Here is a 22310-nt window from a genome sequence, read left to right as displayed (position 1 = left end):
CCTAGAGCGCCACGCCCAGCAGCGCGTCCACGGCCCGGCTGACCACGCCGGGGGCGCCCGTGTCCGTGCCGCCCTCCCGCTCCTGCGCGGCCGCCCAGCGGTCCACGGCCGCGAGGGCCGCGGGGGCGTCCAGGTCGTTCGCCAGGGCCTCGCGGATCTCCTCCACGAGGGCGTCGGCGGACGGGCCGTCCGGCCGGGAGACGGCCGCGCGCCAGCGGTCGAGGCGGGCCACGGCGTCCGCGAGGACCTGGTCGGTCCACTCCCAGTCGGCCCGGTAGTGGTGGGCCAGCAGGGTCAGGCGGACGGCGGCGGGGTCGACGCCGTCGCGGCGCAGCCGCGAGACGAAGACGAGGTTGCCCTTGGACTTGGACATCTTCTCGCCGTCGAGGGCGACCATGCCGGCGTGCACGTACGCCTTGGCCATGGGGAACTCGCCGGTGAGCACCTGGGCGTGCGAGGCGCCCATCTCGTGGTGCGGGAAGGCGAGGTCGGAGCCGCCGCCCTGGACGTCGAAGCCCATGCCGAGGTGGTCGAGGGCGATGGCTACGCACTCGATGTGCCAGCCCGGGCGGCCCCGGCCGAGCGAGCCGCCGTCCCAGCTCGGCTCGCCCTCGCGGGCCGCCATCCACAGCATCGGGTCCAGCGGGTTCTTCTTGCCCTGGCGGTCCGGGTCGCCGCCGCGCTCGGCGGACAGCAGCCGCATGGCGGCGGCGTCGAGGCGGGACACCTGGCCGAAGTGCGGGTCCGACTCGACGGAGAAGTAGACGTCACCCTCCAGCTCGTAGGCCGCGCCGAGTTCGCGCAGCCGCTCCACGAGCGGGACGATGCCGGGTATGGCCTCGACGGCTCCTATGTAGTGCCGCGGGGGCAGCATCCGCAGGGCGGTCATGTCCTCACGGAAGAGGGCCGTCTCCTTCTCGGCGAGGGCGACCCAGTCGACGCCGTCCCGGTCCGCGCGCTCCAGCAGCGGATCGTCGACGTCGGTGACGTTCTGGACGTAGTGGACCTGCCGCTTGGTGTCGAGCCACACGCGCTGCACGAGGTCGAACGCGTTGTAGGTCGCCGCGTGACCCATGTGGGTCGCGTCGTACGGGGTGATGCCGCAGACGTAGATACGGGCGACGGGACCGGGGTCGAGGGTGACGAGGCCGCCGGTCGCGGTGTCGTGGATCCTCAGGTCGCGGCCCTGACCAGGCAGGGCGGGGACCTCGGAAGCGGGCCAGGCATGCATGTACATGAGCCTAACCGGCGCCGAGCGGCGGATACGAACGGGATCGGGCCGGATGACCGGATCCGCACTCTTGAAACTCGGCGCCGACTGTGCTCACACGGGTGGCCAGGGGATGGCCGGCCACTCCCCGGTCGGTTCCGGGTGCGCCCCGGCGGCGAGCAGCGCGTCGACACGCGCGCGCGTGGCGTCGGTCTCGGCCGCGGTGATCAGGGGGGCCAGCCGTTCGCCCAGCCGGCCGTCCAGGGCGTCGCGCAGCCGTTTCAGGACGTCGACGGCCTCGGCGGTGAGGGGTTCCCCGGCCCAGCCCCACAGGAGGGTGCGCAGCTTGTTCTCGGCGTTGAAGGTGACGCCGTGGTCGATGCCGTAGAGGCGGCCGTCGGCGGTGGGCAGCAGGTGGCCGCCCTTGCGGTCGGCGTTGTTGATCACGGCGTCCAGGACGGCGAGCCGGCGCAGGCGCTCGTCGTCGGCGTGCACCAGCAGGGCGGTGCGGCCCTCGCCGACGTCGGCGAGCCCGACGGCCTTCCAGCCGGGCCCGGGCTCCTCGGCGTCGACCAGGGCGAGCAGCTCGGCCTCGGCGTGCACGTCGATCCAGAGCTGGCACATGCCCTCGCCGTAGGGGCCGTCGCGCAGCACGGTCGGCGGCACCAGCTCCCAGCCGGTGGCCTCGGAGACCTCGTAGGCGGCCACCTCGCGGCCCGCGAGCGTGCCGTCGGGGAAGTCCCACAGGGGGCGTTCGCCGGCCACCGGCTTGTATATGCAGGAGGCTTTCCGGCCGTCGAGGGCGACCGTGCAGAACAGGGCCGCGTTGGACGCCTCGCGGATCCGGCCGCGTACGGTCAGCTCACCCCGCGCGAGCAGTTCGGCGGGGTCGGGGTCCGCCGTCACGCTCCGCGGCGGTATCCGTTCTGGCGCGGACATACGTGTCCTTCCGGATCGAGCGGGAGGCTGCACAGCGGGCACGGCGGCCGCCCGGCGTTGACGACGTCGAGGGCGCGCTTGGCGAAGGCCCGGGCCTGCGCGCCGGTCAGCCGGACCCGCAGCATCGGGGGTCCGTTCTCCTCGTCCTGGAGCAGTCGCTCCTCGGCCTCGGCGAGGTCCTCCTCGGTGTCGGCGTCCAGTTCGACCAGCGCCTGCGCCTCGACGATCATGCGCTGGTCCTCGCCGTCCCAGGCCAGGGCCATGGTGCCGACGCGGAACTCCTCGTCGACGGGGGTGTCGAGGGGGGCGGTGTCGCCGACCTCGCTGGGTGCCACGGCGGGGACGGCGGCGCTTCCGCCGCTACGCCGTACGACCTCGTCGAGCAGCTCGTCCATGCGCTCGGCGAGCGCGGCGACCTGCGTCTTCTCCAGGATCACGCTGGTCACCCGGGGGCCCGCGGTGGCCTGGAGGAAGAACGTACGGCGCCCGGGCAGTCCGACCGTGCCGGCCACGAAGCGGTCCGGCTGGTCGTAGAGGAACACCTGACGGGACACGTCCTGTCTCCATTGAGTTCGTGGTTTCGAGCGGTTCAGCGGTGCGTGCCGTGGGGGAGGCCGACCGGGTGGATCGGTTCACCCTACTGCGGGCGGCGATCACGGTGCGCCCGCACCGCCCCCGACCGGTGCGTCGCCCTCGCCGGGTTCCTCGCGCGGCGCGAGCGAAGCGAGGTCCCCGGTCTCGCCGAGGCGTACGAGGAACGGCCTGAGCCGGGTGTAGCGGATCGCGGTGACGGAACACGGCTCCACGGAGATCCGCTGGAAGAGGTCGAGGTGCAGCCCGAGGGCGTCGGCGACGAGGGACTTGATGATGTCGCCGTGGGAGCACATCAGGTAGAGCGCGTCGGCGCCGTGGTCGCGCTCCACGCGCGCGTTCCACTCGCGTACCGCCTCGGCGGCACGGGTCTGCATGGCCCGCATCGACTCGCCGCCGGGGAAGGCGGCGGCGGACGGGTGGGCCTGGACGACCTCCATGAGCGGCTCGTCCGTCAGCTCGGCGAGCTTGCGGCCGGACCAGTCGCCGTAGTCGCACTCCTCGATCCGCTCCTCGGTGTGGACGCGCAGACCGGGGCGGGACTCCAGCAGCGGGCGTACGGTTTCCCGGCAGCGCTGGAGCGGGCTGGTGACGACCTCCGAGATCGGCAGGCCGGCGAGTCTGCCGGGCAGCGCGGCGGCCTGCGCGGCGCCGCGCTCGTCGAGGGCGACCCCGGGTGTCCGCCCGGCGAGCAGGCCCGAGGTGTTGGCGGTGGAGCGTCCGTGCCTTACGAGGATCAGCGTGGGCATGCGGCAAGGGTAGGCATACACCGCCGGGAGGTGGTGGGCGGGCGAAGGGAGAATGCGCGGAGTGATCGTGGACTGCGCCATCTACCGGCACGGGCACCGTGCCGAGGGGCCGGAGGATCTGTCGGACGCGCTCGCCGGGGCCCGGGCGGCCGGCGGTTTCGTGTGGATCGGGCTGCACGAGCCGTCCGAGCAGGAGTTCGACCTGGTCACGCAGGAGTTCGGGCTGCACCCGCTCGCTGTGGAGGACGCGCTGAAGGCGCACCAGCGGCCCAAGCTGGAGGTGTACGACGACTCGCTGTTCGTGGTGCTGAAACCGGTCGTGTACGAGCCCGCGAGCGATGCCGTCTCGGCCGGCGAGGTGATGGTCTTCGTCGGGGAGAGCTTCGTGGTGACCGTCCGGCACGGCGAGGGTGCGCCGCTGGCGGCGGTGCGGCACCGGCTGGAGGAGGAGCCGGAGCTGCTCGACAAGGGCCCCACCGCCGTGCTGTACGCGATCGCGGACGCCACCGTGGACCACTACCTGGAGGTGGCGACCGAGCTGCAGACCGACCTGGACGAACTGGAGGCGGAAGTCTTCCAGCCGGACATCGGCGGTTCGCGCAACACCGCGTCGCGGATCTACACCTTCAAACGGCAGGTCCTGGAGTTCCGCCGGGCCACCGGGCCGCTGGCGCTGCCGCTGACCCGGCTGGCCGGCGGCGGTCCGCTCGGGAACGCGGTGCCGTTCGTGCACGACAAGGCGCGGCCCTTCTTCCGGGACGTGGGCGACCACCTCGCGCGCGTGAACGAGTCCGTGGAGTCCCTGGACCGGCTGGTCTCGGACATCCTGTCGGCCTACCTGGCCCAGATGAGCGTCCGGCAGAACGACGACATGCGGAAGATCTCCGCGTGGGCGGCGATGGCGGCGGTGCCGACGATGATCGCCGGGATCTACGGCATGAACTTCGACCACATGCCCGAGCTGCACTGGCTGTGGTCGTACCCGGTGGTGATCACGCTGATGATCGTGCTGGAGATCCTGCTGCACCGGCTGTTCAAACGGCGCGGGTGGCTGTGAGGGCGGCCCGGACGGCCGTGCGGGCGGCGCGGACCTTTCCGGGCCGGGAGCGGACCGGGAAAGAAAGGCCGCGCGAGTCGTAACCGGGCGGGGCCGGGCGCGTTGTCCTCGGTGACGGCCGTGGCGGGGAAGACCCCCGAGCCCCCACCACGGCCGCTGACTTCCTCAGGCGAGGCCGGCCCGCTCCAGGGCGTCGGCGCCGGCCCGCAGCGAGGCGAGCCGCTCCTCCAGCGTGAAGCCGGCCGGGGCCAGGCTGAGCGTGGTGACACCGGCGGCGGCGTACGCCTTCATCCGGTCGGCGATCCGGTCGACCGAGCCGAGCAGCGCGGTCTTGTCGATGAGGTCCTGCGGGATCGCGGCGGCGGCGCCCTGCTTGTCCCCGGACAGGTACTTCCGCTGGATCTCGGCGGCCTCCTTCTCGTACCCCATGCGCTGGGCGAGCCGGTTGTAGAAGTTCTGCTTGGCGCTGCCCATGCCGCCGACGTACAGCGCGGTGTACGGGCGGAAGGTGTCGGCGAGGCGGGCCACGTCCCGGTCGTCGCCGACGGCGAGCGGCAGGGTCGGGCACACGTCGAACCCGTCGAGCGTCAGGCCCGCCTTCTCCCGGCCCGCCCGCAGGTGCCTGACCGTGGTCTCCTCCAGGTGCTCGGCGGAGGGGAAGATGAGCAGCGCGCCGTCGGCGATCTCGCCGGTCTGCTCCAGGTTCTTCGGGCCGATCGCGGCGATGTAGAGCGGGATGTGCTCGCGCTGGGGGTGCACGGTCAGCTTGAGCGGCTTGCCCGGGCCGCCGGGCAGCGGCAGCGTCCAGTGCTCGCCCTCGTAGGTCAGCCGCTCCCGGGTCATCGCCCTGCGGACGATCTCCACGTACTCGCGGGTGCGGGCCAGCGGCTTGTCGAACCGGACGCCGTACCAGCCCTCGGAGACCTGCGGGCCGGAGACGCCGAGGCCGAGCCGGAACCGGCCGCCGGACAGCGAGTCGAGCGTGGCCGCGGTCATCGCGGTCATCGCGGGCTGGCGGGCCGGGATCTGGAAGATGGCCGAGCCGACGTCGATGCGCTCGGTCTGCGCGGCGACCCAGCTGAGCACGGTGGCGGCGTCCGAGCCGTAGGCCTCGGCGGCCCAGCACACCGCGTAGCCCAGCCGGTCGGCCTCCTGCGCCACGGCCAGGTTGTCGCCGTCCATTCCGGCACCCCAGTAGCCGAGGTTGATCCCGAGCTGCATGGCCGCATCCCCTTACCGATCAGTAACGTCTTGTCGGGCCGACCTTAGCGCGGGGCGCGGGCGGACGGCAGGCCGCCGGGGAGGCCGGCGCACGGGACCGGACGCGGGCGGTCACTCGCCCCGCCCCGCGACGGCCCGGCGACCCCTGGCGCCCGGTGATCGTCCCGGTTGTCCACAGGCCACCCACCGCACCGGTTCCGGCCAGTAATCTCGCCCGCATGGAGCAGAGGCATCTCGGCCGTACCGGCCTGCGTGTGTCCCGGATCGGGCTCGGCACCCTCACCTGGGGCCGGGACACCGACGAGCACGACGCCGCTGGCATGCTGAAGGCGTTCTGGGAGGCCGGCGGCACCCTCGTCGACACGGCGGACGTGTACGGCGACGGGGAGGCGGAGTACCTGCTCGGACAGCTCATGGACGGCCTGGTGCCGCGCCGGGACCTGGTCGTCGCCACCAAGGCGGGCAGCGTGCCCGACCCCGACCGCCGCTTCGACGGTTCCCGCGGCCATCTGCTCGCCGCGCTCGACGCCTCCCTGGCCCGCCTCGGTACCGACCACGTCGACCTGTGGCACGTCCACGCCTACGACCCCGGCACACCGCTGGAGGAGACGCTCCAGGCGCTCGACCTCGCGGTGAGCAGCGGCCGCGCCCGGTACGCCGGCGTCTCGAACTTCTGCGGCTGGCAGCTGGCCAAGGCCGCCACCTGGCAGCTCGCCGCCCCCGGCGCCCGCACCCGGCTGGCCAGCACCCAGATGGAGTACTCGCTGCTCCAGCGGGGCGTGGAGCGTGAGGTGCTGCCGGCCGCGCTCGACCTCGGGGTGGGCCTGCTGCCCTCCTCCCCGCTCGGCCGGGGCGTGCTGACCGGGAAGTACCGGCACACCACTCCCCCGGACTCGCGCGGCGCCTCCGGCCACCTCGCGCCGTTCGTCGAGCCGTACCTGGACGACACGGCGACCCGCATCGTGGACGCGGTGACGACGGCGGCCGACGGACTCGCGGTCACCCCGCTCCAGGTCGCGCTCGCCTGGGTGCGGGACCGGCCCGGGGTGGTCGCGCCGATCGTCGGCGCGCGCACCGCGCAGCAGCTCACGGCGGCGTTGTCAGTGGAGGCGCTTAGTCTTCCTGACGAGATCTGCCGGGCGCTGGACGATGTGTCGGCGCCCGTGCACCGCTATCCCGATCACGACTGGAGCACGCTGTGAGCACGGAGCCGGAGACCACGGAGGAAGCCGGGCCGGGGACGCCGGACACACCTCGGACCACGGCGGAAGAACCGGGAGCGGGCGGCGGGGCGGCCCCCGCGGACGCCGGCGGCCCGGCGGAGGGCTCCGGGGGAACGGCGGCGGGCGGACCGGGCGAGACCACGGCGGCGGAACCCGGGCGGGCGGCAGACGCCGGCACCGGACAGGACGGGGACGGGCCCGGGACGGCCGGGGAGCCGGTAAGCCCTGAAGACGCCGAGGAGGCCGGGAAACCGGAGGAGGCCGAAGCGGCGGCCGGGGAGCCTGTGGGTGCCGAGGGGGCCGGGGATCCGGAGGACGTCGAAGCGGCGGCCGAGGAGGCGGAGAGTGCCGGGGCGGCCGGGAAACCGGAGGAGGCCGGGGGGGCCGGGAAGTCCGAGGCGGAGGCCGAGCTGGCCGCGCAGCGGATCGAGCGGGAGCGGATCGAGCGGCGCAAGGCCGAGCGGCACGGCCCGATCGACAGCGGCGCCAGGCTGAGCGGCACGGCCGCGGACCTGCTCGCCGCGGTCCGGGCGGTGGAGAGCGGCGGGAAACCGGCCACCACGGTCTTCGCCGCGCCCGAACCGGAGCCCGCGCCCGCACCGCGCCGCCCCGCACCGGAACCGGCGCGCACGCCCCGGCCCGCGGCTCCCGCGGCGCCCGGTGGTCCCGCGCCGGAGGCCGTGGAGGCCGCGCGCCGCGTGCTGACCGAGGGCGGCGCCCCCGACACCCTCGCCCCGCAGGTCGCCGCGGCCCTCGGCGAGGGCGTCGGCGCCGCGCTGCGCGAGGACCCCTGGCGGCTGCTCCGGGTCGGCGGGGTGCGGCCGGAGCAGGCCGACGGCTTCGCGCGGGCGCTGCTCGGCGCCGACTGCGGCCCGGGCGACGAGCGGCGGGGCCGCGGACTGACCGTCTGGCTGCTGGAGCAGGCCGCCGTGGCCGGGCACACCGTCCTGGAGCTGACCGCGCTCACCGCGGCGCTGGGCCGGCAGGGCGTGCCCGACCCGGACGCGGCGGTGCAGGACACCCTGGCCGAGGGCGAGGCGCTGGTGTTCCAGGACGCACTGGAGGAGCCGGGCGGCGCCCCCGCGGCCGGGGACGCCGACGGCGAGGAGGAGGACGGGGAGCGGGAGCGGCCGGTCCGGGTCCTCGTCGGCCTGGAGCGGTACGCGCTGGCCGAGGAGAGCCTCGCCGACGGCCTGGCCCGGCTGGCCGCCTCCCCGGCCGAGGAGGCCGAGGAGGCGTGGGCGACGGCCGCAGCCGGGGTGTCCGGCGGCGCGGCGGAGCTGGCCCGGGCGGTCGCCGGGCGCGGCCTGGTGCTGCACACGGGCGGGGAGGCGGCCCGTGCCGAACCGGCCGCGCTGCTCGCCGCCGCCCGGGCCGCGGGGCTGCGGGCCTTCGGCGCCTGCCACACACCGGACGGGCGCCGCCGGCTGGCCGCGCGCCTCGGTGACGAGGTCGCGGAGCGGGACGCGGTCGCGGTCACGGTCGCCGGGCTGCTGTCCGGCGCGGAGGGGCCGGGCCGGGACGCGGACGGCGCGCTGGAGCTCGACCTGCTGATCGTGCTGGACGCGCCCCAGCTCGACGTGGAGGCCGCCGCGATGCTGGTGGAGTCGCTGCCCGACGGGGCGCGGCTGGTGCTCAGCGGCGACCCCGGGGTGCTGTGGTCGGCCGGTCCGGGCCGGGTCTTCGCCGACCTGCTCGCGGCCCGGGTCTGTCCGCAGACCGCCTCCCGCGTGCCGGATCCCGGTCCGCTGGGCGAGCTGGTCTCGGGCGTCGGCATCGGCGAGCTGAACCAGGTGGCGGCCCCCGGCAAGGAGATCGTCATCGTGCCGGTGCGGGACGCCGGCGAGGCCGTGCACCGCACGGTGCAGCTGGTCGCGGACTCGGTGCCGCGCGCGATCGGCGTGCCGGCCGACGAGACCGTGGTGATCACCCCGGGCCACGGCGGCGCCGCGGGCACCCGTGCCCTCAACTCCGCCCTGAAGGAGCGTCTCAACCCGGGTCCGGGCCGGTTCGGCGGCTTCGACCCCGGTGACCGGATCGCCTACGCCCCCGCGCCGGGTCGTACGGTGCCGGGCGTGGTGGTGAAGGCCGACGGCGAGGGGCTGCACCTGTCGTGCGCCGGTGTCCCCGTCGTCGTGCCCCGGGAGCGGGTGGAGGGCGCCGTCCGGCACGGCTGGGCGGTCACCGCGCACCAGGCGGTGGGCGCCCGCTGGCCGGCGGCGGTCGTGGTGCTGCCGGGCGACGCCGCCCAGGTGCTCAGCCGCCCCTGGGTGTACACGGCGTTCGGCCGGGCGGAACGGCACCTGTCCGTGGTCCACGGTGTGGAGCAGGCGCTGCCGAGGGCGGTCGCGGAGGTCCCGGCCAAGGACCGTACGACCCGCCTGCAGACCCTGTTGCGCCCGCAGGCGACCTGATCCCGGCGGGGCCGCTCCCGCCCCTGCCGGGCGGGGGCGGTGCCGTACGGGCCGCCGGGCCCGCGGCACCGCCGGGCGCGGTTCACCTCTCGGCGTCGAGCGGTTCCAGCTCCTCGTCGTCCTCGTCGACGAAGTCGATCTCGTCGTCGGAGTCGTCCTCGTCGGCGGGGTCCTCGTCGTCGTCGGAGTCCTCGTCGTCGAACACCGCGCTCACGTCGAACCGGCACACCACCGCCTGCGGGTCGGCGTGCTCGAAGGGCGCCTCCAGCCACTCGCCGGCCTCGGGCGGCTCCTCCGCCGCCGTGACCCAGAGTGTGGAGTCGCCCTCCTCCAGACCGAACTCCTTGTGGCGGGAGGCGATCTCGTCCGGCTCGAACTCGCCGAAGAGCACGCCCAGCGCCCCCGGGACGGTCCCGGAGACGTCGTCGTTCGCCACGCCGTCCTCGTACTCCGCCGCCTCGACCCGCTGTGCCTGCGCCAGCAGCCGCTGGGGTTCCGCCACCGTGTAGTCGCGGCGGATGAGCACACTGATCGCGTGCGGTTCCTCTGGTCCCGCGTACGGCGGCAGCGCGTCCTCCGCGCCCGGGATCTCGAAGGGGGTGACCTCGTCGAAGCGGTCGTAGAGCAGTTCGTCGTACGCCTCGGCGGCAGCGGCCAGCTGGTTGAACGCCTCGGAGACGGCCGGATCGTCCTCCCCGGACCTGCGTTCGATCGCAGCCAGATGACGGTCGAGCGCGGTCTTGACCGCCTCGGCGGCGGCGCGTACCTCGGCAGCGGTGGGCTGCGCAGCATCAGACATAGTGCAGACGCTATCCGTACCGGGCACCAGCCCGCACAATAGATGCGATGCCGGAATACGAATTTGTCGACGTGTACGTGCCTCGCGGGGTCTCCCGCAAGGAGGCGACGCGTCTGCTGACGGACCATGCCGAGTACGGACACTGGGAGTTGGACCGACTGAGCCTGCTGCGCGACGGCAGCCGCAGGGTGCGGTTGCGCCGGCGGATCATCCGCCAGGTGCGTGCCACGTGGTGAGTCCGGACTTGTGAACGGAAGCGGGCCCCGCCGGGATGGCGGGGCCCGCTTCCGTCCGGCGGCCCGTTTCCGTCCGGTGGCCTTCCGGCCCCGTCGCCGGGCCGTACCGCCGCCGGGTCCGCGCTGCCGCTACGCCGCGGCCCGGGCCTTGCGGTACAGCACCGCGCCCGCGAGCAGCGCGCCCGCGGCGGCCGGGAGGGCGATGCCGAGCGGCGTCCCGCCGCCGGTGTGGGCGAGTTCGCCCGTGGCGAGCGGCCGGTCGGAGCGGCCCGTGTGCGCCGCGGCCTGGGTCGCCCCGTGGTCGGACGGGGAACCGCCCGTGCCGTGGCCGCCGCCACCCGGCCGGTGCGGGGTGCCGGGGTTGCCCGGGTTGCCGGGGTGACCGGGGTGCCCCGGGTTGCCCGGCCGGCCGGGGCTGTTCGGCTCTCCCGGCTGACCGGGGTTGCCCGGGTGCCCTGGCTTGCCCGGTTGTCCCGGCTTGCCAGGCTTGCCCGGGTGACCCGGCTTGCCCGGCTGGTTGCCGTACCCGCCGTCGTCGGCGCAGCGGTTGCCCGTGGTGGCGTTGCCCAGGCCGATCACGTCGACGCTGTTGCCGCACACGTTCACCGGGACGTCGATCGGCACCTGCACGGTGTTGCCGGATCCGACACCCGGCGAACCGCCCGTGCCGCCGTCCGCGTGCGAGCCGCCGGAGCCGTGGTGACGGCCCCCCGGCGTGCCGCCGAGGCCGGCGCACGCGTTGCCCGCCGACGGGTTGAGCAGTCCGACGACGTTCACGGTGTTGCCGCAGACGTTCACCGGCGCGTGCACCGGTACCTGCACCGTGTTGCCGGACAGTACGCCGGGTGAGCCCCCGGCGGCGCCCGCCGCCGCGGAGCCGGCGTGTGCGTAGCCGCTCGCGGCGGCGATCACGCCGGTCGCGGCGGCCATGGTCATCAGGCCCTTGCGCGTGCCCTGTCGCATGGTGGAATTCCCCCCTGCCTTCACTGCCTTCGGTTCTCGGAAGACCGGCCGGCCCCGGAGCGCGCGGCGCGCGCTCCGGGGCCGGCGGCTCGTAAGAGGACGCCCCTCAGGGAGCCGGCGTCACCTGTTGACGCAGGCGTTGCCGAAGGCGGGGTTCAGGAGCCCGATCACGTTGATCGTGTTGCCGCACACGTTCACCGGGACGTGCACGGGCACCTGGACCACGTTGCCGGAGACGACACCCGGGGAGTGCACGGCGGCACCCTGGGCACCGGAGTCGGCGACGGCGAGGCCCGCGCCCGCGAGAACCAGACCGCCGGTGGCGGCCGCAGCAGCGACGACCTTCTTGATCATTCTTCCTCCTAGTTGGCAATGCGACCCCAAGGCGCGGGATCACATCAGCTGCAACGAGGAGGAACCAATGAGGCTACGAACCTATCGTCGTATTCACCCTTCCCAGTCGGTCTCGCACGGCTGGCCGATTAGGTGGCGCGCCCCGGGTGGGGCGCGGTCTCACGAGGCGTCGATGAAGCGGTCGAGCACCCGCACCCCGAACCGGAGCCCGTCCACCGGCACCCGCTCGTCCACGCCGTGGAACATGCCGGCGAAGTCCAGATCCGGCGGCAGCTTCAGCGGGGCGAAGCCGAAGCCGCGGATGCCGAGGTCGTCGAAGGACTTGGCGTCGGTGCCGCCGGAGAGCATGTACGGGATCGCCTTGGCGGTGGGGTCCTCGGCGAGCAGCGCGGACTGCATGGCCTCCACCAGGGCGCCGTCGAAGCTGGTCTCCAGCGCCTTGTCGGTGTGCACGTCCTCGCGGCGGACGTGCGGGCCGAGCAGCCGGTCGAGGTCGGTGAGGAACTCCTCCTCGTGCCCCGGCAGGAACCGTCCGTCGAGGTGGGCGGTGGCCTCGCCGGGGATGACGTTGACCTTGTAGCCGGCGTTCAGCTGGGTGGGGTTGGCGGTGTTGCTCAGGGTCGCGCCGATCAGCTTGGCGATGCCGCCGAGCTTGGCGATGGTGGCCTGCATGTCCTCCGGGTCCAGCTCGGTGCCGAGCGCGTCGCCCAGTTCGTCGAGGAAGGCCCGGGTGGTCTTGGTCACCCGTACCGGGAAGGTGTGCCGGCCGACCCGGGCGACGGCCTCCGACAGCTCGGTGATGGCGTTGTCGCGGTGGATCATCGAGCCGTGCCCGGCGGTGCCGGCCACGGTGAGCTTCATCCAGTGCATGCCTTTCTCGGCCGTCTGGATCAGGTAGAGCCGCCGCTGGTCGTTCACGGTGAAGGAGAAGCCGCCGACCTCGCTGATCGCCTCGGTGACGCCCTCGAACAGCTCGGGGTGGTTGTCTACGAGGTGCCGGGCGCCGTACGTGCCGCCTGCCTCCTCGTCGGCGAGGAAGGCGACCACGATGTCCCGCGGGGGCCGGCGCCCGCTGCGCAGCCGGTCGCGGACGACCGCGAGGGTCATCGCGTCCATGTCCTTCATGTCGACGGCCCCGCGCCCCCACACGCACCCGTCGGCGACCTCGCCGGAGAACGGGTCGTGGGTCCAGTCGGCGGCGTTGGCCGGTACGACGTCCAGGTGGCCGTGGATCAGCAGGGCGGGCCGGGACGGGTCCTCGCCCTCGATGCGGGCCACGGTGGAGGCGCGGCCGGGATGCGACTCGTAGATCTTCGGTTCCAGCCCGACCTCGGCGAGCTTCTCGGCGGTCCACTCGGCGGCCTTGCGCTCGCCCGGCCCGGAGTGGTCGCCGTAGTTGCTGGTGTCGAACCGGATCAGCTCGCGGCAGAGGTCCACGACCTCGTCCTCGCCGGTCACGCCCCTGGCCGTGTCCGTCTCGCTCACGGTGCTTCCTCCCGCTGTCACTGCTGGTGGTCCCCCCATCCTCTCCCCGGTCCGGTCCGGGGCCCAAGACCGGTCCCGGCCCGTCACACACCGTTCACGCCCTCCGGACCGGCGCCGGGGGGGGTGATCAGGCACCCCGGAAAGCCTGGTAATGTTTCCTTCGTCGCCGCGAGGAAGACCTCACCGAGAGGGAGGGCCCCGCACGACAGACACCTTGTCCGGGTGGCGGAATGGCAGACGCGCTAGCTTGAGGTGCTAGTGCCCTTTATCGGGCGTGGGGGTTCAAGTCCCCCCTCGGACACCAGTGAGGCCCCTGCTCAGCAGGGGCCTTTCACGTGTCCGGGCGCGGTCCGCCCGTGCCGCGCGTGCGCGGGGGCCATGTGGTCCGTGAACCAGTCGCCGGCCAGCTCGGTCACCTTCTCCAGGGTGCCGGGCTCCTCGAAGAGGTGGGTGGCGCCGGGGACCACCGTCAGCCGGTTCTCGCACCGGAGCCGTGCCTGCGCCTCCCGGTTGAGGTCGAGCACCAGCGGGTCGGCGCCGCCGACGACGAGCAGGGTGGGCGCCGTCACCTCGGGCAGCCGGGGTCCCGCGAGGTCGGGCCGGCCGCCGCGGGAGACGATCGCGGCGGGCCGTGCGGCGGGGTCGGCGGCGGCCCACAGGGCGGCGGCCGCCCCGGTGCTGGCGCCGAACCAGCCGACGGGGAGGTCCCGCGCGCCGGGTTCCTCGCGCAGCCGGCGGGTGGCGTCCAGGAGCCGGCCGGCCAGCAGCGCGATGTCGAACACGTTGCCGCGGTCGGCCTCCTCCTCGTCGGTGAGCAGGTCGAACAGCAGGGTGCCGAGGCCGGCCCGGTGCAGTCCCCGGGCGACGAACCGGTTGCGCGGGCTGTGCCGGCTGCTGCCGCTGCCGTGCGCGAAGACGATGACGCCGGTGGCGCCGGCGGGCAGGGTGAGCCGGCCGCCGAGCCGTACGGCGCCCGCCGCCACCGTCACCTCCCGGTCGACGGCTCCGGCGCCGGCCGCGCGCGGGTGACGGCGCCCGGCGCGGCGCAGGCAGGCGGTGACCTCGTCGTCCTCGACCTGGGTGAAGTCGGCGTAGAACTGGCCGACCGCGGCGAAGTCCCGGGGGGTTTCCAGGCAGACCAGTTCGTCGGCGTCCCCGCCCAGCCGCCGGGCGAAGTCCCGCGGGGCGACGGGGACCGCGAGCACGATGCGGGCCGCGCCGCGGGCGCGGGCGATGCGGCAGGCGACCCGGGCGGTGGAGCCGGTGGCCACGCCGTCGTCGACCACCAGGGCGGTCCGGCCGGCCAGGGGGACGGGGGGCGTCTCGCCGCGGTAGCGCGCGGCGCGCTCCAACAGGACGCGGCGCTCGCGCTCCTCGACGCGGGCGAGTTCCTCGTCGCCGACGCCGGTGCCGCGCAGCACCTCCTGGTTGATGACGCGTACGCCGTCCTCGCCGATCGCGCCCATCCCCAGTTCGGGCTGGTACGGCACGCCCAGCTTCCGTACCAGGCAGACGTCGAGCGGCGCGTCGAGGGCCTCGGCGACCTCGGCGCCGACCGGCACCCCTCCCCTGGGCAGGGCGAGGACCACCACGTCCCGGTCCCGGAGGTACCCGAGGCGGTCGCCGAGCCGCCGGCCCGCTTCGAGGCGGTTGCTGAAGTGCACGGCGGGCCCCCTCACTCGCGCGGCAGCCAGAGCGGCGCCGGTCCGTCCGTGCCGGTGGCGCCCGTCGCCTTCATGTCGCCGTCGGCGGCGCGCAGCAGGACGCGGCCCATGGCGATGAGGGCGCGGCCGGCGGCGAGTTCGTCGCCGATCTCCGGCATGGCCCGGTCGTAGGGGTTCCTGCGGGCCTCCGCGTGGCTCTCCAGAACGTTGTCCCCGGTGTCCAGGACGATCCGGGCCGTGGTGTCGGGGTCGTGCTCGCACAGGTACAGGTTGAGCCGCCACTCCTTGACGGCCGCCGGAGGACGGCTGCTCACGGGTCGGGTCATCGTCCGTCTCGCCTCCCAGCGTCTGGGCCCGGCGGGCTCACCCGTTCGGGCCCTTCCACTGTGCACCCGGGCCGGGTCGGTCGCCTCCGCTGGTGCGGGCAGAATGTGGGCCATGACCTCGCGCACCTGTCCCTGTGGGACCCCCCGGCCCTACGACGCCTGCTGCGGCCGTTTCCTCACGGGCTCCGCGAGCGCGCCGACCGCCGAGCTGCTGATGCGGTCGCGGTACAGCGCGTTCGTGCGGGGGGACGCGGGTTACCTGCTGCGCACCTGGCATCCGCGGACCCGGCCCGGGCGGCTGGATCTCGACCCGCGGATGCGGTGGACGGGGCTGGAGATCCTGGACACCGCGGAGGGGTCCGCCTTCCACACGACGGGGACGGTCACCTTCCGCGCCTCCTACCGGGGCGGTTCGCTGCACGAGCGGAGCCGGTTCGAGCGGGTGGCCGGGGCGTGGGTGTACGTGGACGGGGAGTTCCTCGACGACTAGCCGGCGCCTCCCGTCCGGGCGGGCGGGTGGTTCAGGGGGCCAGGATGTCCAGTTCGCGCAGGGCGCCCTCGGTGATGCGGCGGGTGAGCTGCTCGGCGCGGGCGGCGTCGCGGGCGCGGACCGCCTCGGCCACCCGCACGTGCAGGGTCACGGCCGCCGGGTCGGGGTCCTCGAACATGACCTCGTGCTGGGTGCGGCCGGTCAGGACCTCCGCGACGACGTCGCCGAGGCGGGCGAACATCTCGTTGCCCGACGCGTCGAGGACGACCCGGTGGAAGGCGACGTCGTGGAACAGGTACTGCTCCAGCCTGTGGCCGCGGGAGTTGGCGACCATGCCGAGGGCGCACTCGGTGAGTTCCGCGCACTGCTCGGCCGTGGCGTGCCGGGCGGCGAGGCCGGCGGCGACGGGTTCGATCGCGGAGCGCAGCACGGTGAGCGAGCGCAACTGGTGCGGGCGGTCGGCGCCGGCCAGGCGCCAGCGGATGACCTGCGGGTCGTAGACGTTCCACTCGGCCTTGGGGCGGACGGTGACGCCGACCCGGCGGCGGGACTCGACCAGGTGCATGGATTCGAGCACCCGTACCGCCTCGCGCATGACGGAGCGTGACACCTCGAAGTGCTGGGCGAGTTCGTCCGTGCGCAGAACGCTGCCGGGCGGGTACTCGCCGGCGGTGATCGCGGGCCCGAGGGTGTCCAGTACGCGGCCGTGCAGCCCTCGGCCCGGTGTGCTCATGCACTCAGCGTACGGCCTGTGTCACAGAGCCAAAAAGTCAGACTTATATGTCACACACTCTTGAATTAGTCGTACCTAATAGGTTTCAGTGTGGCGACGCCGCAGTGGCGTCGGATGTCGAGGAAGACAGCGAGGCAGCAATGCGAACCCCCCAGGTCGTCGTCGTGATGGGCGTCGCGGGGACGGGCAAGACGACGATCGGTCCCTTGCTCGCCGCGCGGCTGGGCGTCCCGTACGCCGAGGGCGACGACTTCCACCCGCAGGCCAACATCGACAAGATGTCGGCCGGCGTCCCGCTCGACGACGCCGACCGGTGGCCGTGGCTGGAGGCCATCGGGCACTGGGCGCACGGCCGGGCCGGACTGGGCGGGGTGGTCAGCAGCTCCGCCCTGAAGCGGGTGTACCGCGACCGCCTGCGGGCCGTGGCCCCGGGGGTCGTGTTCCTGCACCTCACGGGTGACCGGCGGCTGATCGAGGAGCGGATGACGCAGCGGCAGGGGCACTTCATGCCGACCGCGCTGCTGGACTCCCAGTTCGCCACCCTCCAGCCGCTCCAGCCGGACGAGGCGGGCGTCGCCGTGGACGTCAGCGGCGGCCCCCAGGAGATCACCGAGCGTGCCGTGCAGGCCCTCGCGGCGCTTCCCGACCCCGCGGGCAGCTCGCAGTAGCACCCGTCAGACCACCTCGTAACCGCAAGGAACCCCCGTGACCAGACTCAGCGTCGAGATGCTGGCAGCGGACGCGCCTCCGCCGATCACCTCCGCCGGACACGCCCAGCTGGGCATCGCCGTCCTGGTGGGCATCGCCGTCATCGTCCTGCTCATCACCAAGTTCAAACTCCACGCCTTCCTGGCGCTGACCATCGGGTCGCTGGCGCTCGGGGCGGCCGCGGGAGCGCCGCTCGACAAGGCCATCACCAGCTTCACCACCGGGCTCGGCAGCACCGTGGCCGGCGTGGGGGTCCTGATCGCGCTCGGGGCGATCCTGGGCAAGCTGCTCGCCGACTCCGGCGGCGCCGACCAGATCGTCGACACGATCCTGGCCAAGGCGGGCGGGCGGGCCATGCCGTGGGCGATGGTGCTCATCGCCTCGGTGATCGGCCTGCCGCTCTTCTTCGAGGTCGGCATCGTGCTGCTGATCCCGGTCGTGCTGATGGTCGCCAAGCGCGGCAACTACTCCCTGATGCGCATCGGCATCCCGGCGCTGGCAGGCCTGTCGGTGATGCACGGGCTGATCCCGCCGCACCCCGGCCCGCTGGTCGCGATCGACGCGCTGCACGCCAACCTGGGCGTGACGCTGGCGTTCGGCATCCTCGTCGCCGTGCCGACCGTGATCATCGGCGGTCCGCTGTTCTCGAAGGTCGCCGCCCGCTGGGTGGACGTCCCGGCCCCGGACCGCATGATCCCGCAGCGGCCCTCCGAGGAGCTGGAGCGCCGTCCGGGCTTCGGCGCCACGCTCGCCACCGTGCTGCTGCCGGTGGTGCTGATGCTGGCCAAGGCGCTGGTGGACATCGTCGTCGACGACCCCGCCAACCGGACGCAGCGGGTCTTCGACGTCGTCGGCTCGCCGCTGATCGCCCTGCTCGCCGCCGTGATCGTCGGCTTCTTCACCCTGGGCCGGCCCGCCGGCTTCAGCAGGGAACGGCTCCGGGGGACGGTCGAGAAGGGCCTGACGCCCATCGCGGGCATCCTGCTGATCGTCGGCGCGGGCGGCGGCTTCAAGCAGACGCTGATCGACTCCGGTGTGGGTCAGATGATCCTGGACGTCTCCAAGGACTGGTCGATACCGGCGCTGCTGCTGGCCTGGCTGATCGCGGTGGTGATCCGGCTGGCGACCGGTTCGGCGACGGTGGCGACGGTCTCGGCGGCCGGTCTGGTCGCGCCCCTCGCGGCCGACATGTCCACCACCCACACGTCGCTGCTCGTCCTGGCGATCGGCGCCGGTTCGCTCTTCTTCAGCTTCGTCAACGACGCCGGCTTCTGGCTGGTGAAGGAGTACTTCGGGCTGAGCGTCGGGCAGACCGTCAAGACCTGGTCGATCATGGAGACGATCCTCTCGGTGGTCGGCGGCGGCCTGGTGCTGCTGCTGTCCCTGGTCGTCTAGCGGGGGCGGGGGCCGGGCGGCGGGCCGGGGTGTGGCGCCACAGCGGGTGTTCGCGTTCGGCCCACTCCCGCGCCACCGTGCCCGTGCGCAGCCCCCGCCTCGCCTCCGGGTCCCCGAGCGCCATGCCGATGTGGCCGGCCAGCACCACACCGACGGTCAGGGCCAGCCAGTCGTGCACGAAGGTCGCCGAGGTCCGCCACATCAGCGGGGTGAGGTGGGTGAACCACATCATCAGCCCGGTGCCGAGCATGACCAGGGTCGCGCCGGCGATCCAGGCGGCGTAGAGCTTCTGGCCGGCGTTGAACTTGCCGGCCGGGCGGGCGGCCCGCCGTCTGTCGCGGCGCAGGGCGGCGCCCAGCCAGACCCGGTCGTGGGTGCCGTAGCGGTTGAGGAAGCGCAGGTCGCGGCGGAAGGCGCGGGAGGCCAGTCCCAGCAGCACCGGCACCGGCAGGGCGGCGCCCGCGCACTCGTGGATCCGGACGACCAGTTCCCGTCGGCCCACCATGACCGCGAGCTGGGGGATGTACAGGCACGCGGCGGTCACCACGCACACCCCCATCAGCGCCGCGGTGCCGCGGTGCACCCACCGCTCGGCCCGGGTGAAGCGGTGGACGCGGGCGCGCGGCGGGGCCGGGGCCTCAGCTCGTGGGCTCATCCGTCCGTCCGTTCGAGCGGCCGACCCAGGCGTCGACGTCGTAGCCGAGGTGCTCCCAGTAGCCGGGCTCGACCCGGTCGGTGACCGTGATGCCGGAGAGCCATTTCGCTGACTTGTAGAAGTACATGGGGGCGACGTAGAGGCGGACCGGGCCGCCGTGGTCGTGGCCGATGTCCGCGTCCTGCATGCGCAGGGCGACCAGGACGTCGGGGCGGCGGGCCTGGTCGAGGGTGAGGCTCTCGGTGTAGGTGCCGTCGAAGCAGGTGAAGCGGACGGCCCGCGCGGTGGGCCGCACGCCTGCCGCGTCCAGCAGCCGGGACAGGCGCACGCCCTCGAAGGAGGTGCGCGGGACCCGCCAGCCGGTGACGCACTGGACGTCCCGGACCAGTCGGGTCCGCGGCAGGGCGCGCAGCCCGGCGAGGTCGTAGGCGCGGGGGCGGTCCACCAGGCCGTCGACGGTGAGGCGGTAGTCGGCGGCCGTGCGGTGCGGGACGGAGGCGGCGACGGAGTAGTAGCGGAAGCCGCCGCCGTTGGGCAGCAGGCCGGTCAGGCCGGTGGGGTCCTTGCCGGCGATGCCGCCGAGGACGTCTTCGACACCGCGTTGCAGCGTCGGCGCGGCGAGGACGCCGAGCGCGCCGAGGCCGAGGGTGCCGAGGAACACGCGCCGGCCGATGGGCCGGCCGTCCGACTCGTCGGGTTGTCCGGGGTGCACGTTCCCATTCGAACACCCGGGGCCGCGGACGGCCAGGGAGTCGGGGCGCTCAACCCGGTTCCCGCGTCGGCTCGCACGCCTTCCCTCCCGGGAGATACGGCGTGGAGGAGGCCTGCGCCGGCCGCCGGGGGTGGCTTCAGCGGCGGAGCGCGCGGGTGCGGGCCGCGTGGAAGGCCGCGCGGGGATCGGGGTGGGCGTAGGCCCAGGGGACCGGGGTGGGGTGGTCGCCGATGCGCTGGAACAGGGCCGCCGCCTCGGCCGGGCGGCCCGCGCAGGACAGGGCGAACGCGAGGTGGTTGAGGTCGATGAGACGGCGCGGGTGCTCGTCGTGCTCCCACTCCAGCCACCAGTCGAAGGTGGCGCGCAGGATGCGCCGGGCCCGCGGTCCGGACCAGTGCCGGGAGGCCGCCGGGTCGGCGGGGGCGAGCCCGGTGGCGGCGAGGACCCGGTACCGCTCGGCGTAGGCGACGACCGGCAGGACGGCCAGCGGGGAGTCCGCGGGGGCCTCGGCCGCGGCCAGTTCGGCGGTGTCGTAGGCCTCGTGCTGCTCGGCCCGGCCGCCGGCGCGTTCGGCGAGGGCCGCGATCAGCAGGTGGTGGGCGTGGTGGTGCTCGGGGTGGCGGCGGCGCAGCTCGGCGAACGCGCCGTGGAGCGCGCCGTCCGAGCCGAAGGTGCGGGCGAGCAGCAGCAGGCCGAGCCAGGGGGTGGGGTCGGCCGGGGCGAGGCCGGCGGCCGCGTGGCAGGCATCCCGGGCCCCGCCGGGCTTTTCCCTCCCGCGCAGGGCCCGCCGTACCCGGGCCAGGGCGAGCAGTGTGGCGGCGTCGGCGGAGCCGGGTTCGGCGGCCAGCCAGTCGCCCGCCCAGGAGACGGCGCCGGGGTCGCGGGCGAGCACGGTGACGCGGTGGCCGCGGCGGTCCCAGTCGTCGCCGGTGTGCACCAGCAGGGCGCGGACGGCCTGCCGCCGGCCCCGGGCCGGCGCGGCGCGGGCGGTGCGCAGTTCGGCGTCGTCCAGCGCGGCGTCGAAGGCGCCGTGGCCGTCGCGGGGGGTGTCGCCGGGAGGTTTCGTCGCGGCCCGGGCCGTGCCGAGCAGAGGCGGGTAAGAGGGCACCGCGGAGCTTCCTGTTTCTCGGGCTGCCATCGACCGATCACGCACAGCAAACCCGCAGCCAGGGACCGCGTCAAGCCGGGCGGCGCCGTCGGCGGCGCCAACCACCGCGTGCGGGGCGGCACTTGAGTGCTCCGGTGCAGGTGGGCCGCCTCGCGGGGGTCCGGCGCCGGGATTTCGCCTGTGGCGTACGCCATGGCGTCACCGGCGGTACACCCGGGCTTTCTGTGGCGTACGCCATGGCGTCCCGCGGTCCGCTTGCGGAGCATGGCGAGTCAACCGCCCGCTTCCGGGTCCTTCCGGGGCAATCCCGCCCCCGGAGCGCTACAGTCGGCCACTACGCGCCCGTGGTCCGGCCGGATGATCGAGGTACGCAGCGTGTCCGTTCTGGTTCTCCTCCTCGCCGTGAGCGCGGCCTGCTGTCTGGGCTTCGGGTTCGTGCTCCAGCAGGACGCGGCGCAGAAGGCGCCGCTCGGCGACTTCCTCTCCTTCCGGCTGCTGCTGGACCTGATGCGGATGCCGCGCTGGCTCGGCGGCCTGGGGCTGATGGTGGCCGGCATGGTGCTGGGCGCGATCGCCCTCGGCAGGGGTGAGATCTCGCTGGTGGAGCCGCTGCTCGCGACCAACCTGCTGTTCGCCCTCGCCCTCTCCCGGTACCAGACCGGGCAGCCCCTGGGCCGCCAGGGCTGGGCGGGGCTGCTGCTGCTCGCGGGCGGGGTGAGCGCGTTCATCACCGCGGGCGAGCCGCGCGGCGGCACGGCCGTCGCCGATCCGCTGCGGCACTGGCTGATCATGGGGACCGTGGTGGGCGTGGCCGTCGCCCTGACGGCGTACGCCAAGCGGTCCCGGATGAACTGGGGTCCGGTGCTGCTGGCCCTGGCGGCCGGGCTGCTGTACGGCGTGCAGGACGCGCTGACCCGGGTGAGCGGGACGCTGTTCGCCGACGGGGGCTTCGCCGAGCTGTTCACCGGCTGGCAGCCCTACGGCGTGGTGGCCTGCGGGGTGACGGGGCTCGTCCTGGTGCAGAGCGCGTTCGAGACGGCACCGCTGCGGATGTCGCTGCCCGCGCTCACCGCCGCCGAGCCGCTCGCCGGGATCCTGTGCGGGGTGGGCTTCCTCGGCGACCGGCTGCGCACCGACACCGGGGCGCTGGCCTGGGAGGCGGCCGGGCTCGCGGCCGTGATGGGCGGCATCGTCCTGCTCGGGCTGCACCCGGCCATGCCGTGCGGCACGGGTGAGGCGCGGGCGTCGGCCCCGGACCTCCAGCGGCGCTGAGCCCCG

23 protein-coding genes and 1 tRNA gene are annotated in these 22310 nt (G+C 74.3%); 9 read left to right on the top strand and 15 right to left on the bottom strand.

Annotated elements, in window-relative coordinates; all coding sequences use genetic code 11:
* Window position 1: 1 nt before the first annotated feature.
* The 4 genes from mshC to ACZ4K2_RS12040 all read right to left on the bottom strand — a co-directional run bounded on the left by mshC (window position 2) and on the right by ACZ4K2_RS12040 (window position 3489).
* Window positions 2-1231: a cysteine--1-D-myo-inosityl 2-amino-2-deoxy-alpha-D-glucopyranoside ligase gene (mshC, locus tag ACZ4K2_RS12055; protein ID WP_467473051.1), complete on the bottom strand. Its 1230-nt coding sequence runs from the start codon at window positions 1229-1231 to the stop codon at window positions 2-4.
* A gap of 93 nt (window positions 1232-1324) precedes the next feature.
* A complete protein-coding gene (locus ACZ4K2_RS12050) occupies window positions 1325-2149 on the bottom strand; it encodes an SCO1664 family protein (protein ID WP_467473049.1) in 825 nt (274 codons plus the stop codon).
* On the bottom strand, window positions 2113-2703 hold the full coding sequence (locus ACZ4K2_RS12045; RefSeq protein WP_467473048.1) for a DUF3090 domain-containing protein: 591 nt from the start codon (window positions 2701-2703) through the stop codon (window positions 2113-2115). The genes ACZ4K2_RS12050 and ACZ4K2_RS12045 overlap by 37 nt, the downstream gene beginning before the upstream one ends.
* Before the next feature lie 99 nt (window positions 2704-2802).
* On the bottom strand, window positions 2803-3489 hold the full coding sequence (locus tag ACZ4K2_RS12040) for a histidine phosphatase family protein (RefSeq protein ID WP_467473046.1): 687 nt from the start codon (window positions 3487-3489) through the stop codon (window positions 2803-2805).
* 61 nt (window positions 3490-3550) lie between these two features.
* On the opposite strand from ACZ4K2_RS12040, the gene corA reads away from it, so the two are divergent.
* Window positions 3551-4546: a magnesium/cobalt transporter CorA gene (gene corA, locus ACZ4K2_RS12035; RefSeq protein ID WP_467473469.1), complete on the top strand. Its 996-nt coding sequence runs from the start codon at window positions 3551-3553 to the stop codon at window positions 4544-4546.
* A 165-nt stretch (window positions 4547-4711) separates the two neighbouring features.
* Here corA and ACZ4K2_RS12030 read toward each other — a convergent pair whose 3' ends face one another.
* Window positions 4712-5767: an LLM class F420-dependent oxidoreductase gene (locus ACZ4K2_RS12030; protein ID WP_467473045.1), complete on the bottom strand. Its 1056-nt coding sequence runs from the start codon at window positions 5765-5767 to the stop codon at window positions 4712-4714.
* A gap of 218 nt (window positions 5768-5985) precedes the next feature.
* On the opposite strand from ACZ4K2_RS12030, the gene ACZ4K2_RS12025 reads away from it, so the two are divergent.
* Together ACZ4K2_RS12025 and ACZ4K2_RS12020 are read left to right on the top strand one after the other, a co-directional pair.
* Complete coding sequence (locus ACZ4K2_RS12025; RefSeq protein WP_467473043.1) at window positions 5986-6969, top strand: aldo/keto reductase; 984 nt, start codon at window positions 5986-5988, stop codon at window positions 6967-6969.
* Complete coding sequence (locus ACZ4K2_RS12020; protein ID WP_467473040.1) at window positions 6966-9404, top strand: helix-hairpin-helix domain-containing protein; 2439 nt, start codon at window positions 6966-6968, stop codon at window positions 9402-9404. Before ACZ4K2_RS12025 ends, ACZ4K2_RS12020 begins: the two co-directional genes overlap by 4 nt.
* 82 nt (window positions 9405-9486) lie before the next feature.
* On the opposite strand, the gene ACZ4K2_RS12015 is transcribed toward ACZ4K2_RS12020, so the two are convergent.
* Entirely contained in the window at window positions 9487-10203 is a 717-nt protein-coding gene (locus tag ACZ4K2_RS12015; protein WP_467473039.1) for a hypothetical protein, read from the bottom strand.
* 47 nt (window positions 10204-10250) lie between these two features.
* On the opposite strand from ACZ4K2_RS12015, the gene ACZ4K2_RS12010 reads away from it, so the two are divergent.
* Window positions 10251-10439: a DUF5703 family protein gene (locus ACZ4K2_RS12010; RefSeq protein WP_014671721.1), complete on the top strand. Its 189-nt coding sequence runs from the start codon at window positions 10251-10253 to the stop codon at window positions 10437-10439.
* A 129-nt stretch (window positions 10440-10568) separates the two neighbouring features.
* On the opposite strand, the gene ACZ4K2_RS12005 is transcribed toward ACZ4K2_RS12010, so the two are convergent.
* The 3 genes from ACZ4K2_RS12005 to ACZ4K2_RS11995 all read right to left on the bottom strand — a co-directional run bounded on the left by ACZ4K2_RS12005 (window position 10569) and on the right by ACZ4K2_RS11995 (window position 13241).
* Window positions 10569-11402 (bottom strand): chaplin family protein, encoded by an 834-nt coding sequence (locus ACZ4K2_RS12005; RefSeq protein ID WP_467473034.1) that lies wholly within the window; start codon window positions 11400-11402, stop codon window positions 10569-10571.
* A 120-nt stretch (window positions 11403-11522) separates the two neighbouring features.
* Entirely contained in the window at window positions 11523-11756 is a 234-nt protein-coding gene (gene chpH / locus ACZ4K2_RS12000; RefSeq protein WP_467473031.1) for a chaplin ChpH, read from the bottom strand.
* Between the two features lie 159 nt (window positions 11757-11915).
* Window positions 11916-13241: a M20/M25/M40 family metallo-hydrolase gene (locus ACZ4K2_RS11995; protein WP_467473029.1), complete on the bottom strand. Its 1326-nt coding sequence runs from the start codon at window positions 13239-13241 to the stop codon at window positions 11916-11918.
* A 216-nt stretch (window positions 13242-13457) separates the two neighbouring features.
* Between ACZ4K2_RS11995 and ACZ4K2_RS11990 the strand changes: the two genes are divergently transcribed.
* Window positions 13458-13545, top strand: a tRNA-Leu gene (locus ACZ4K2_RS11990).
* Window positions 13546-13558: 13 nt separating this feature from the next.
* Here the strand turns inward: ACZ4K2_RS11990 and ACZ4K2_RS11985 are convergent.
* Window positions 13559-14905 (bottom strand): phosphoribosyltransferase family protein, encoded by a 1347-nt coding sequence (locus ACZ4K2_RS11985; RefSeq protein WP_467473028.1) that lies wholly within the window; start codon window positions 14903-14905, stop codon window positions 13559-13561.
* Between the two features lie 11 nt (window positions 14906-14916).
* Window positions 14917-15231 carry a dsRBD fold-containing protein gene (locus ACZ4K2_RS11980; protein ID WP_467473025.1) on the bottom strand — a complete coding sequence of 105 codons (315 nt, stop codon included), beginning with the start codon at window positions 15229-15231 and terminating at the stop codon, window positions 14917-14919.
* 112 nt (window positions 15232-15343) lie between these two features.
* On the opposite strand from ACZ4K2_RS11980, the gene ACZ4K2_RS11975 reads away from it, so the two are divergent.
* Window positions 15344-15721: a YchJ family protein gene (locus ACZ4K2_RS11975; protein WP_467473023.1), complete on the top strand. Its 378-nt coding sequence runs from the start codon at window positions 15344-15346 to the stop codon at window positions 15719-15721.
* Between the two features lie 31 nt (window positions 15722-15752).
* Here ACZ4K2_RS11975 and ACZ4K2_RS11970 read toward each other — a convergent pair whose 3' ends face one another.
* Window positions 15753-16454, bottom strand: a complete 702-nt coding sequence (locus tag ACZ4K2_RS11970; RefSeq protein ID WP_467473022.1) for a FadR/GntR family transcriptional regulator — start codon at window positions 16452-16454, stop codon at window positions 15753-15755.
* 140 nt (window positions 16455-16594) lie between these two features.
* Here ACZ4K2_RS11970 and ACZ4K2_RS11965 point away from each other — a divergent pair, with 140 nt between their 5' ends.
* Together ACZ4K2_RS11965 and ACZ4K2_RS11960 are read left to right on the top strand one after the other, a co-directional pair.
* Window positions 16595-17122 (top strand): gluconokinase, encoded by a 528-nt coding sequence (locus tag ACZ4K2_RS11965; RefSeq protein WP_467473020.1) that lies wholly within the window; start codon window positions 16595-16597, stop codon window positions 17120-17122.
* Between the two features lie 37 nt (window positions 17123-17159).
* Window positions 17160-18557 carry a GntP family permease gene (locus tag ACZ4K2_RS11960; protein WP_467473018.1) on the top strand — a complete coding sequence of 466 codons (1398 nt, stop codon included), beginning with the start codon at window positions 17160-17162 and terminating at the stop codon, window positions 18555-18557.
* Here the strand turns inward: ACZ4K2_RS11960 and ACZ4K2_RS11955 are convergent.
* The 3 genes from ACZ4K2_RS11955 to ACZ4K2_RS11945 form a co-directional block, all read right to left on the bottom strand.
* Window positions 18493-19212: a cytochrome b/b6 domain-containing protein gene (locus tag ACZ4K2_RS11955; protein WP_467473016.1), complete on the bottom strand. Its 720-nt coding sequence runs from the start codon at window positions 19210-19212 to the stop codon at window positions 18493-18495. The genes ACZ4K2_RS11960 and ACZ4K2_RS11955 overlap by 65 nt on opposite strands.
* Complete coding sequence (locus ACZ4K2_RS11950; RefSeq protein WP_467473015.1) at window positions 19196-19924, bottom strand: molybdopterin-dependent oxidoreductase; 729 nt, start codon at window positions 19922-19924, stop codon at window positions 19196-19198. Before ACZ4K2_RS11950 ends, ACZ4K2_RS11955 begins: the two co-directional genes overlap by 17 nt.
* A 136-nt stretch (window positions 19925-20060) precedes the next feature.
* Window positions 20061-21032, bottom strand: coding sequence for a hypothetical protein (locus tag ACZ4K2_RS11945; protein WP_467473013.1), 972 nt, complete (start codon window positions 21030-21032; stop codon window positions 20061-20063).
* A 357-nt stretch (window positions 21033-21389) separates the two neighbouring features.
* Between ACZ4K2_RS11945 and ACZ4K2_RS11940 the strand changes: the two genes are divergently transcribed.
* The gene (locus tag ACZ4K2_RS11940; RefSeq protein ID WP_467473011.1) at window positions 21390-22304 is read left to right on the top strand and encodes a DMT family transporter; all 915 of its coding nucleotides are present in this window, start codon (window positions 21390-21392) and stop codon (window positions 22302-22304) included.
* Window positions 22305-22310: the final 6 nt, after the last annotated feature.

Source organism: Streptomyces sp. NPDC025833, from assembly GCF_055558055.1.
This window is presented reverse-complemented; position numbering and strand designations above follow the sequence as displayed.

Coding starts and splice junctions, on each gene's coding strand:
- ACZ4K2_RS12050 (WP_467473049.1), bottom strand. CDS start 2,149: ATGTCCGCGCCAGAACGGATACCGCCGCGGAGCGTGACGGCGGACCCC.
- ACZ4K2_RS12040 (WP_467473046.1), bottom strand. CDS start 3,489: ATGCCCACGCTGATCCTCGTAAGGCACGGACGCTCCACCGCCAACACC.
- ACZ4K2_RS11940 (WP_467473011.1), top strand. CDS start 21,390: ATGATCGAGGTACGCAGCGTGTCCGTTCTGGTTCTCCTCCTCGCCGTG.
- mshC (WP_467473051.1), bottom strand. CDS start 1,231: ATGCATGCCTGGCCCGCTTCCGAGGTCCCCGCCCTGCCTGGTCAGGGC.
- ACZ4K2_RS11980 (WP_467473025.1), bottom strand. CDS start 15,231: ATGACCCGACCCGTGAGCAGCCGTCCTCCGGCGGCCGTCAAGGAGTGG.
- ACZ4K2_RS12025 (WP_467473043.1), top strand. CDS start 5,986: ATGGAGCAGAGGCATCTCGGCCGTACCGGCCTGCGTGTGTCCCGGATC.
- ACZ4K2_RS11970 (WP_467473022.1), bottom strand. CDS start 16,454: ATGAGCACACCGGGCCGAGGGCTGCACGGCCGCGTACTGGACACCCTC.
- ACZ4K2_RS12030 (WP_467473045.1), bottom strand. CDS start 5,767: ATGCAGCTCGGGATCAACCTCGGCTACTGGGGTGCCGGAATGGACGGC.
- ACZ4K2_RS12015 (WP_467473039.1), bottom strand. CDS start 10,203: ATGTCTGATGCTGCGCAGCCCACCGCTGCCGAGGTACGCGCCGCCGCC.
- ACZ4K2_RS11975 (WP_467473023.1), top strand. CDS start 15,344: ATGACCTCGCGCACCTGTCCCTGTGGGACCCCCCGGCCCTACGACGCC.
- ACZ4K2_RS12005 (WP_467473034.1), bottom strand. CDS start 11,402: ATGCGACAGGGCACGCGCAAGGGCCTGATGACCATGGCCGCCGCGACC.
- ACZ4K2_RS12010 (WP_014671721.1), top strand. CDS start 10,251: ATGCCGGAATACGAATTTGTCGACGTGTACGTGCCTCGCGGGGTCTCC.
- ACZ4K2_RS11955 (WP_467473016.1), bottom strand. CDS start 19,212: ATGAGCCCACGAGCTGAGGCCCCGGCCCCGCCGCGCGCCCGCGTCCAC.
- chpH (WP_467473031.1), bottom strand. CDS start 11,756: ATGATCAAGAAGGTCGTCGCTGCTGCGGCCGCCACCGGCGGTCTGGTT.
- ACZ4K2_RS11965 (WP_467473020.1), top strand. CDS start 16,595: ATGCGAACCCCCCAGGTCGTCGTCGTGATGGGCGTCGCGGGGACGGGC.